Source organism: Chryseobacterium sp. 2TAF14, assembly GCF_052115105.1.
Taxonomy (GTDB): Bacteria; Bacteroidota; Bacteroidia; order Flavobacteriales; family Weeksellaceae; genus Chryseobacterium.
Genome location: NZ_JBFRGA010000090.1, coordinates 1 through 10,058 on the forward strand (window position 1 = coordinate 1; position 10,058 = coordinate 10,058).

Genomic DNA, 10,058 nt, shown 5'->3' on the forward strand with positions numbered 1-10,058 from the left:
CTTTTGTAGTATCAAAATGCGAGTTTCCGGGAATGACGTCTCCGTCTTTTACCAAAACCGAAAACAAAACATTTTCAGCCGCTCTTCCCTGGTGTGTTGGCAATAAATATTTGAAACCTGTAATACTTTTTACAGTGTCGTGTAATTGTTCGAACGAACGAGAACCAGCGTAACTTTCGTCTCCGGTCATCAAAGCTCCCCATTGTCTGTCTGACATCGCTCCGGTTCCGGAATCTGTTAAAAGATCGATGTAAACCTGCGAAGATTTTAGATTAAATAAATTGAACTTTGCATCTTTCAGCCATTGTTCTCTTTCTTCTCTTGTAGACTGACGGATTTCTTCTACCATTTTGATACGAAACGGTTCTGCATATGGTAATTCCATGTGATATTTTTTTTAGATTTAATTAAAGAAAATTGTTTGAAAATAATTTCAAAACATCAGATGTATTTTGGATTGTATCTTTTTAAACATTAAGAAAATTTTAGGATTTAAGATTGATTAAGAAAACATCAAAGATGTTTTATAAAGCATCATCCTTAAGAGTCCTTTTTTTTAATTTCTCATGTTGAAATTTTAAACAAAATAGTTTAAAGTGAGTAAAAGAATTTTACTCAGGAGCTTTAAATATATTTTCATCTGAATGAAAACCCGCAACACCACCGCTTACCGCAAATTTCATCGCTGTAGCTGCAGACATTCCGACCACAGGTTTTATATTTTTTTCTTCAGTTACAATTACCCAACCCGAAATTGCATAAGAATGCGGAAGATAAACCGCAACATAATTATGTTTTTCAACATCTGCCATTTCTTTTTGAGTAAGAAATCCTATTCTCCAGATTTCCGGATTTTCGTTGGTTTTCACCCAAACCGGATCGCTAAATTTTTTCTTGTCTCCTACAAATGAGGACATTACATCTTTCGTAGGCGAATAAATATGCTTGATTCCCGGTGTTTTTTCTAAAAGTCGATCTACTGCATCGACAAAGAATCTGCCGACAACGAATTTGTTTCCCAAATAACCCAGTAAAGCAGTTAACAATAATGTTGACACAAAAACCAATCCCGGAATTTCTTTGGCAACCGACGGAATAATATTGTCGATGGAAGTAATGACCGACCAGATCACGAAAATTGTTAATCCGATAGGACCAATAATAATCAATCCCTGAAAAAAGTTTTTCAGGAACAAATTGGTCATGCTTTCAAAGGTCGGTTTTTTCAACTGGTTATCCGTGTATTGATTCTTTATTGCCGTAAGACTGAATGATTTTTGCTTCATATTCCAGCCATTCTTCCCATCTTTTATTTACCTGTTCTGCGTCTCCAAGCTGTCTTGCAAAACCTATAAAAGTAGTGTAATGATTGGCTTCAGAAATCATCAATTCTTTATAAAAGGTTTTTAATTCTTCGTCTTTAATATTTTCAGTTAAAACTTTGAATCTCTCACAGCTTCTTGCTTCAATCATTGCAGCGAAAAGCATTTTATCAATAATTAAAGTATCTCTGTTTCCGCCTTTCTGGATAAAATTTACCAGCTCATTCACATAATCATCCTTTCTGGTACGTCCGAAAGTGTAGCCTCTTTTGATAATAATCTGGTGCACCTGATTAAAATGCTCCAGCTCTTCCTGAGCAATGGCTAAAAGCTCGGTCACAATTTCCGGATATTCAGGAAGCATTGTGATAAGACCGATCGCGTTGGTCGCTGCTTTTTGYTCGCACCACGCGTGATCGGTTAAAATTTCCTGTAGATTTCCTTCTGCAATATTTGCCCATCTCGGATCAGTGGGAAGCTTCAGCTTAAACATGACTTGAAAAATTTTTGTAAATTTAAAATAATTTGCAATAAGATGGAGAATTTATTTAAAACACGATTGTTGAGATACTGAATAATCAACGGAACCATTAAGATAATTAATTGTTTAAGGCATATTAAGGTTTAGATATATCTAAAATTAAGCGTGATGCTAAATAATATCTATAGATATTCCTTAATCAAACTTAAAACTTTAATGTTCTTAATGTTTTAAATTAAAAGTTTAAAAACTATTTCGAAGCTGTTTTTAATCTTAAAAATTCAAGAATCTTCCAGCCGAAAGCATCAAATTTCTTTAAACCTGTTGCGATGATAAAGGCTAAAATAACATTCATTACATAAATCAGAACCATCAAAACCAACCAAGGCATATTTTCTTTTAAAGGAACTACGAGAAAATAGATCAATGACGAACTGATTCCCTGACCGAAATAAAAGAAAATCGCGTTTTTACCAATATGCGTAACAAAATTTTCTTTGGTAATCTTCAATCTGTTATACAAAACAAATAAAGTCGTCAGTGAAAATAAAGTCCAGATAATATATGGTGTTTGTGGCGGAAATTTTTGCTTATTGATTTTAAAGAAAATGTCGTTTCCAAAATACCAGAACATCCCAACCAAAGCTACTGCAACCAGTGCGTAAAGCACAGGAATCATTTTCGCAGGGATTTTTTTGCCCCTCATTTTATTTCCTACAAGGAAAACCGTCATATAAAAAGCGACATAACCAACCTGCCCGCTCGGATAAATTTCCGGGAAAATATTAAATAGCAAAGTTAAAGCAATGCAAAGCCCGATAAACCAATTGACGTGTTTCGGGAAAAATTTTAAGATCAACACTCCGAAAACCGTTAAAATAAAATAAACCTTAAGATACCAAAAACTTCCCATCACCACAGGAAAAGTATCTGCATGGGTATATTCGTGAAGATACCAGTTTCCTAAATTCTGCCATTGCGGCGCTGTCGAAATGCTTGTTGCTACATATTTTGATCCAAATGTTGAATAGAAATTTTGCAGCCATTCGAGCGAAAAAAAGGTGAGCCCGAAAATTTTAAAAAAATAATCTAAAAAGAAAAGAAGCGTCACAAAAATCATGTATGTAATCTGAAGCTTCAGTAAACGGTAAAATGTCTTTTCGATATTATTTCCGGAAGTGATTCCGCTTAATGCATAAAAAAGCGCAACATCAAAAACCAAAGAAAACACACGGATTTCCGGGATGATATAAAACTGCCCCGACCAAAATGCGGTGTGAATGAATATAATGGAAAGCGTGGCTAAACCTTTCGCAAAATCAATGTAGAGATCTCTGTTCATCTAAATGTGGAATATTTTCCAAAAGTACAAATAAAACGTGATTGAGTAGTAATCATATAAAAATTTGAAAATTTCTCAAAATCATATTGTTACTAAATAAATAATCACTACATTTGCACCTCGAATTAACTAAAAATTTATAGACAATGTTTGCAATTGTAGAAATAGCAGGGCTTCAATACAAAGTTGAGCAAGACCAGAAGTTGTTTGTGAACCGTTTGAAAGGAGATAAAGGAGGAAAAGTATCTTTCGATAAAATCTTACTTACTGTAAACGGAGCAATCACTGTAGGCGCCCCAGCTGTAAGCGGTATCACTGTAGAGGCAGAGATCCTAGACCACGTAAAAGCTGATAAAGTAATCGTTTTCAAAAAGAAAAGAAGAAAGGGTTACGAAGTTAAAAACGGTCACAGACAATCTTTAACTCAGATCAAAATCACTGGTATTACAGGATTTGACGGAAAAAAAGCAGAGAAGCCTGCTAAAAAAACAACTAAAAAAGCTGACGCTGAAAGCGCAGAATAATTGTTTAACCAAAAAACCTTAAAATAAAATGGCACACAAGAAAGGAGTTGGTAGTTCCAAGAACGGTAGAGAATCTCACTCTAAAAGATTAGGAGTGAAAATTTTCGGAGGACAAGACGCTATTGCCGGAAACATCATCATCAGACAAAGAGGTACACAACACCACCCAGGTGAAAACGTTGGTATCGGTAAAGATCACACTTTGTTTGCTTTGGTAGACGGTAAAGTGGTTTTCAGAAAGAAAGCAAATAACAGATCTTTCGTATCTGTAGAGCCAAACGCATAATTAATAAGCGTTTATAAAAATAAAATCCTCAACATTTTTGTTGGGGATTTTTTGTTTGATATTGAACTGTTAAAATTAACAAAAATATCTCTCCACTTATAGAATTTTTATATATTTGTCACAATGTGATACAATTGCGATCGCCGAAAAGCATATAGAGTAGGCAACAAATTAAAACAAAATTCTATGAAAAATTTGAAAAAATTAACAAAAAAACAACTTAAAACTATTGATGGTGGTGTAGGTGTTCTTTGCCCCCCTCCTGCAACTACATGTGCAGAATGGGCTACATGGACGCCAAGACAACAACAAATATGTCAAAATTGGATTTTAGATGAGAATCCATGCTAATAGAGCTTGGGTTGTAATATAAAAAATGAAATCCTCAACAAAAATGTTGAGGATTTTTTGTGCTTTATAAATTTTTTATAGATTGTTTTTCCTGTAATTTGGATAAAAATAAGATTTCTAAAATTCCTATTGACCACCAAACGGGATATTTAAATATTAGATACCAAAGGTTAAAACCATCAACTATTGTAAATTTTTTATAAATGTTTTTGGTTTCAATTGTGTTTGATATATAAGGAATCAATATAAAGAAAAGTAAAAATATTGATATTTTCGCAAAGCGATTTATCTTAATGTCTTTTTTATTTCTGAATATATAAATATTGATTGCTAAGACTAAAATAAAGAATGCAATATCGTAATATGTAAACGACATCAAAGGTTCCGCTGGTTCATTAAAGAAATACATTGTTGAGAATCAATCTTAAAACCCAAACTGAAAGCCAGCTTTAATTCCAAATTTAGAAACATCTGGTCGGTCTAAATAATTTCCTCTCCAGTTGAAGTCTACACGGAAAATTCTGATGTTTCCGAAACCAATATTTTCAATTCCAAAACCGTACTCGTAATAAATCTGCTGATCCGGCGCAGAATATTTCAAATTGTCTACATTGATGTTTTTTGATGCGTCACTCAACGATCCGTAAGCTCCTCTGATGAAGGCAACTTCTCTTAACTTGAGTTTCTTTATCAAAGGAATATAAGAAAGTATTTTACCGTTAAAATGATGCTCTATATGAAGTGTTGAATAGGTATCTGCAACAAATTCATAATAATTGAGCTGGGCAAAAGTGTTCGGAACAATTCCGTAAGACTGGTTTCCCGGAATAATATTCTGTAGCGCCAAAGGAACAGTATCAAAGTTTTTTCCGGCTTCAAAACTAAATAATGTTTTCCCCCAACTTCCTAAAAGAATCGGTTTGTAAAACATAAACTGTAATTTATTATAATTAAAATCCGCATTAAACAGACCTTCAATACCTCTCGTATATTTCAAAACAATGGTCGGCGCCAAAGTTCCATGCTCATATCGGTCAACCCCGGTCTGAGAAAAAGTAGCACCCGGTCTTGCAATCAAACTGATGGTAACGTGCGAATCATTCGTTGTTTTTCTTAAATCGCCATTTCTGAAATACATCAGGTTAAAACCCGAAGGATTGGCAGATTTAATGCTTTGCAACGTTCCGTCAACTCTTACCTGAAAATTTTTCCAAGGTTCAATAGAAGTAAAAACACTTGTTTGGTTTACCGAGCTCAAAGAAGCATTCTCTCCTCTTGCAAATACAGTCGACGAAGCAAATGATCGTGATAAAATTCCGTCTTCTGTTGTTAACTGTACCCCAAGTTGTGTGATGTCTCTTTTCGTTCCTGCTCCGATCATAAAACGATTGACCCTGTTAAACATATAACGTCCTTCTACTCCGTATTTGAACTGCTGATCTTTAAAACCATACGCATTGTAAAATTCAATTCTCCACGGATCATTTTGCGTAAAATAGGTTCTTGCTCCCAATCTTATTCTGTCACCTTCCACTTCATTCTTTCCGTAAATTGAAGTTATCGGCCCTAAATCGATACCTTTTGTAATATTATAATATCTTGAAGCAAGTGTTTCTGTAATTTTAATAATCCTGTTGAATTTTGGCGTATGCTGCAGTCGGTCAAGCATTTCGTACACCCCTTTTTCTTCCTTAGACAAGGAGTCTGGTCTTGCATTCACCCAAAAAGCATCGTCTTTATCTACGAACCGATCGTCATACTCTTCTTTTTTTCTTGTGAAAACACTATCGGCTAAAGGTTTATTAAATTCATATTCAGAATAGTCTACAGACCTTTTGGCAATAACGCTTTTTGCCGTTTTCTTTTTAGAAAAAGGAGTCATTTCTATCTCTGTGACGTATTTTTTAGGCAAAAAAGTTTCATCATCCGGATTATCATATTCTAATTCTGTAGAAATGGAATTAATGAAATTGACATTGATTTTATTTGTTGATTTTAAAGTTGCCTCTAAAACCGCATAAGAATCGGTGTCGATGTAAAGGTATCCCTGGAAAGCTAAAACCTCAGTTCTTCTCGGCTGATAACGTATTTTATAAGCCTGTTCACCCCGAATAGAAACAGTGTCTGTCAAATTATAATCATAGGTGCTAAAACCATCCGTTCCTACTGGGCTCGGAAATCCTATATCAAAATAATTTAAAGTATTATCGTAAATATTGATATCACGATAAAGATTTTTAGCCGTGATCGTAATCACCTGATTATCCTGAAAACCGGAAGTTTTCTGGGCAACCAGGAGCTTTTTTGTCTTTTTATTCGGCTTATTTACCCCAAAGTGATTGTAAATAGATTCGTTTAAGAAAATAGGCAGCGCCATTTTTCCTCTTGCAGTAGAATCTGCATAATCAAAGATAAAATCTAGCTTATTAAAGATCTTTCTGTTCATAAACGTACTATCGAGATTATTGGCATCAAACTGAATCTTCTCGTACTCTTTGTACGTGTAAGAATCGAATTTATCGAGACCGTTATTTCTCTTACGCTTCCAGACTTCCTGCATAATACGGTAGGCCGGATTTTCTTTTTTATTTTTAAATTTTGATTTCTCGTTGTGGATAACAACTTCCTCGATGCTGCTTACTTTTTCGGAAGACAGCTTAATAATAAGATCATTACTGTTGTCGGGAGTAATTTCTACAGTTTCTAAAGCATAGTTTTTTTTCTGGAACTTAAGCTTGTAAATAATACTGTCAGACTGCACACTAAACCTCCCTGAAGTGGTTGTAAGAACCGGTGTATTGCTGTCATTAATGAAGACCTCAACTGCGGTAATTTCCTTATTGGTTTTAGCATCTACAATCTTTCCGCCTGTCGCATTTTGGGCATGAAAAAGACTGGTGATAAGAAGGAATATATATAGGAAACTGTATTTAATTTTATTAGTTGACATCATTCATATCTTCAAGCAATTAGGCCAAACAAAAACCATGCTGTTTATTATTAAAATTTAAAAGTTTTTTAAAGACAGATGTACTTGCCTGCAAAACTGCAAATGTAACGAAAAAAAGCTATGAATATTGCGGTCAGAAAAAGCCCGGAATTAAATATTTGATAAAAAATTAAACCCAAATATTATGAGAATAAAAAAACCGTAATCTAAATGACTACGGTTTGCTCCTCCTGCTGGGCTCGAACCAGCGACCCTCTGATTAACAGTCAGATGCTCTAACCAACTGAGCTAAGGAGGAATGTTCCTCTTTTAAGGTGGTGCAAAGATAATATGAAAAACAATATCAAGCAAATATTTTTTATCAAAATTAGCGGAAACCTGCTATCAGATTATTTTTCAGGAATTTAAATTTCAGATTTTTATTTCAGAATAGAAAGTATTAGAAACAAAAAAGACCTACATTTCTGTAAATCTTTTTGCTCCTCCTGCTGGTTCCGCAACTGCGGAAGACCCTCTGATTAATCCCGAAGTTTCGGACTCTAATCAACTGAGCTAAAATTCCAGACAGTTGATGACTTTCATCACAAAGTTTTTCTAAAAGTTTTCTAGATTTTTGATTTTTAATGTATTGTTCAATCTTTATAGCTAATGTTTTATCATCTGAAACCTCAAAAAGAGCAACCATTTTCCACGGACGGAATTTTCGGGTGAATGTATTAAAGTTTTCCTGCTGATTATGTTTCAAAAGTCTTTCGTTCGGAAATTGCGAATATCCGACATAGTATTTATCTGCTGATTCTGAAAACAAAATATAAATATAATACATAAAAAAACCGTAATCTAAATGACTACGGTTTGCTCCTCCTGCTGGGCTCGAACCAGCGACCCTCTGATTAACAGTCAGATGCTCTAACCAACTGAGCTAAGGAGGAATGTCCTTATTTTTAAGTGGTGCAAATATAGGACGGATATTTATACCACGCAAATTTTTTATTTATTTTTTTAAATAATTTTAAAATTTATTCGTAATTATTTTAAATATGTCTGCTCCAAAAATCAGTAACATCAAGCCTAACAGGAAGATAACACCAACCATCTGCGCATTCTCCAATATCTTTTGCGGAACAGGTTTTCCGACAATCATTTCATACAAAGTAAAAATAACGTGACCGCCATCCAAACCAGGAATCGGAATTAAGTTTAAGAACGCCAACCAAACAGAGAACATTGCTGTAAAACTCCAGAATAACGTCCAGTCAATCGATACACTTCCGTCTTTTGCTTTGTCAACCGGCATATTTTTAATGATCGCTAAAGGACCTCCAACTTTTTTATACCCTTGAACTTTTGAGTTGAAAATCAATTTAAATTGCTTAACCTGATACGTTAAACTTTCAATACTTCTCGTGAAACCTCTTCCGATAGATTCGCCAAAAGAAAAATGTTTTGTTTCATAGAATTTTGTCAATTGCTTATAAGAGGCCAATCCTAAAGTTCCTTCTTTAGAAACTGATAAAACAAGCGGCTGAATTGTTCCATTTCTTATTACATCTACTTTAAGATCTTTTCCTGGGCTATTTCTTACCGTTTCCTGAAATTCATCATAATATGAAATTTTCTTTCCGTCTACAGCAACAACTTGGTCACCGACTTTCAAACCAGCTTGTAGCGTTTTAGGATTGTAGATAGAATCGATCACTGCAGGAAATCTCGGCGTAAGAAATGCTCTGGGATTCTCATCTCTGAAAGCCATTGCTTTACCATCGTCATTCGTTGGAAAAGTAACTTCTTTTCCGTTTCTCAAAACAGTGATTTCGTCGCTCAATAGAACATCTAAAGCCAATTTATCAAGGTTATTCTGGGTTTTACCGTCTACTTTTAAGATTTTATCTCCATCCTTGAAGCCCATTCCTTTGGCTACGTTTGTATAATTCATCGGAGCATCAACTTTCGCTGTATCAAAAGAAGTTTCACCATTGAAGAATGAAAGACATCCGTAAATAATCCAAGCCAGGAAGAAATTTACCGTAACCCCACCCAACATAATGATCAATCTCTGCCAAGCTGGTTTTGCTCTGAATTCCCAAGGCTGGGCAGGCTGCTTCAGTTGCTCAGTATCCATACTTTCGTCAACCATTCCGGCAATTTTCACATAACCTCCGAAAGGAAGCCATCCGATACCGTATTCAGTTTCGCCGATTTTCTTTTTAACTAAAGAAAAATAAGGATCAAAGAAAAGGTAAAACTTTTCTACTTTGGTTTTAAAATACTTTGCAGGCAAGAAATGCCCAAGCTCGTGAAGAATTACTAAGATAGAGATGCTTAATATAAATTGAAAGATCTTAATTGCTAATTCCATTAATTGTTTTTAGATTTTAATTTGCAAAGGTAACAATTATCAAAACGATGCCAAACAAAAAAGCTCCTCTAAATGAGAAGCTTTGTCATATATTGTGTCCAGTTTTTAAAAATTGAAAGAAACTCCCAAACTTCCGTTATTTCCCACTTCAGCAAAAACACCCACTTTTTCTGTGAAGAAATACCTTGCGCCGATGTGAGCTCCAATTCCGAAGTCTCTTCCCAGAACGCCCAAATCAACTCCCGGATAAATGTCTAAATTCTCAGGCAATTCTAACGCTTCCTTTAAATGGAAATTAACCCTTCCGAATATAAAAACCCTGTTGTCTTTATTGTTGTCTTTGTACCCGTCAAAATATGCATTTGCTCCGGCTCCTACAGAGATTAGCTGGTTTAAACCATAGTCGTAAGTCGCGGTAATTCCCGTTCCGTAACCCCATGCAT

At 34.8% G+C, this 10,058-nt stretch carries 11 protein-coding genes and 2 tRNA genes; 3 read left to right on the forward strand and 10 right to left on the reverse strand.

Annotated elements, in window-relative coordinates; translation table 11 throughout:
• The 4 genes from AB4Y90_RS10810 to AB4Y90_RS10825 all read right to left on the reverse strand — a co-directional run.
• Positions 1 to 385: beta-eliminating lyase-related protein (locus tag AB4Y90_RS10810; RefSeq protein WP_441557551.1), on the reverse strand; the 385-nt coding region annotated here is incomplete at its 3' end.
• A 226-nt stretch (positions 386 to 611) separates the two neighbouring features.
• Positions 612 to 1,229 (reverse strand): DUF502 domain-containing protein, encoded by a 618-nt coding sequence (locus AB4Y90_RS10815; RefSeq protein WP_441557565.1) that lies wholly within the window; start codon positions 1,227 to 1,229, stop codon positions 612 to 614.
• Positions 1,230 to 1,233: 4 nt separating this feature from the next.
• Positions 1,234 to 1,815, reverse strand: a complete 582-nt coding sequence (locus tag AB4Y90_RS10820; RefSeq protein WP_034677600.1) for a tRNA-(ms[2]io[6]A)-hydroxylase — start codon at positions 1,813 to 1,815, stop codon at positions 1,234 to 1,236.
• 238 nt (positions 1,816 to 2,053) lie between these two features.
• Complete coding sequence (locus AB4Y90_RS10825; RefSeq protein WP_441557554.1) at positions 2,054 to 3,145, reverse strand: acyltransferase family protein; 1,092 nt, start codon at positions 3,143 to 3,145, stop codon at positions 2,054 to 2,056.
• A gap of 146 nt (positions 3,146 to 3,291) precedes the next feature.
• Between AB4Y90_RS10825 and rplU the strand changes: the two genes are divergently transcribed.
• The 3 genes from rplU (at position 3,292) to AB4Y90_RS10840 (ending at position 4,306) form a co-directional block, all read left to right on the forward strand.
• The gene (gene rplU, locus AB4Y90_RS10830) at positions 3,292 to 3,669 is read left to right on the forward strand and encodes a 50S ribosomal protein L21 (protein ID WP_441557556.1); all 378 of its coding nucleotides are present in this window, start codon (positions 3,292 to 3,294) and stop codon (positions 3,667 to 3,669) included.
• 28 nt (positions 3,670 to 3,697) lie between these two features.
• Positions 3,698 to 3,955, forward strand: a complete 258-nt coding sequence (gene rpmA, locus AB4Y90_RS10835) for a 50S ribosomal protein L27 (protein WP_027383144.1) — start codon at positions 3,698 to 3,700, stop codon at positions 3,953 to 3,955.
• Positions 3,956 to 4,141: 186 nt separating this feature from the next.
• Positions 4,142 to 4,306, forward strand: coding sequence for a bacteriocin-like protein (locus AB4Y90_RS10840; protein WP_441557558.1), 165 nt, complete (start codon positions 4,142 to 4,144; stop codon positions 4,304 to 4,306).
• A 424-nt stretch (positions 4,307 to 4,730) separates the two neighbouring features.
• Here the strand turns inward: AB4Y90_RS10840 and AB4Y90_RS10845 are convergent, their stop codons facing one another.
• The 6 genes from AB4Y90_RS10845 to AB4Y90_RS10870 form a co-directional block, all read right to left on the reverse strand.
• Positions 4,731 to 7,256: a DUF5686 family protein gene (locus AB4Y90_RS10845; protein ID WP_441557559.1), complete on the reverse strand. Its 2,526-nt coding sequence runs from the start codon at positions 7,254 to 7,256 to the stop codon at positions 4,731 to 4,733.
• Positions 7,257 to 7,480: 224 nt separating this feature from the next.
• Positions 7,481 to 7,554, reverse strand: a tRNA-Asn gene (locus AB4Y90_RS10850).
• A 141-nt stretch (positions 7,555 to 7,695) separates the two neighbouring features.
• Positions 7,696 to 8,082 carry a GIY-YIG nuclease family protein gene (locus AB4Y90_RS10855; RefSeq protein WP_441557561.1) on the reverse strand — a complete coding sequence of 129 codons (387 nt, stop codon included), beginning with the start codon at positions 8,080 to 8,082 and terminating at the stop codon, positions 7,696 to 7,698.
• Positions 8,083 to 8,114: 32 nt separating this feature from the next.
• Positions 8,115 to 8,188: transfer RNA gene (locus AB4Y90_RS10860), tRNA-Asn, on the reverse strand.
• 80 nt (positions 8,189 to 8,268) lie between these two features.
• Complete coding sequence (gene rseP / locus AB4Y90_RS10865) at positions 8,269 to 9,615, reverse strand: RIP metalloprotease RseP (RefSeq protein WP_441557562.1); 1,347 nt, start codon at positions 9,613 to 9,615, stop codon at positions 8,269 to 8,271.
• Between the two features lie 105 nt (positions 9,616 to 9,720).
• On the reverse strand, positions 9,721 to 10,058 hold a 338-nt coding region (locus tag AB4Y90_RS10870), incomplete at its 5' end, for a DUF6646 family protein (protein WP_441557563.1).

Coding starts and splice junctions, on each gene's coding strand:
- AB4Y90_RS10845 (WP_441557559.1), bottom strand. CDS start 7,256: ATGTCAACTAATAAAATTAAATACAGTTTCCTATATATATTCCTTCTT.
- rpmA (WP_027383144.1), top strand. CDS start 3,698: ATGGCACACAAGAAAGGAGTTGGTAGTTCCAAGAACGGTAGAGAATCT.
- AB4Y90_RS10825 (WP_441557554.1), bottom strand. CDS start 3,145: ATGAACAGAGATCTCTACATTGATTTTGCGAAAGGTTTAGCCACGCTT.
- AB4Y90_RS10855 (WP_441557561.1), bottom strand. CDS start 8,082: ATGTATTATATTTATATTTTGTTTTCAGAATCAGCAGATAAATACTAT.
- rseP (WP_441557562.1), bottom strand. CDS start 9,615: ATGGAATTAGCAATTAAGATCTTTCAATTTATATTAAGCATCTCTATC.
- AB4Y90_RS10840 (WP_441557558.1), top strand. CDS start 4,142: ATGAAAAATTTGAAAAAATTAACAAAAAAACAACTTAAAACTATTGAT.
- rplU (WP_441557556.1), top strand. CDS start 3,292: ATGTTTGCAATTGTAGAAATAGCAGGGCTTCAATACAAAGTTGAGCAA.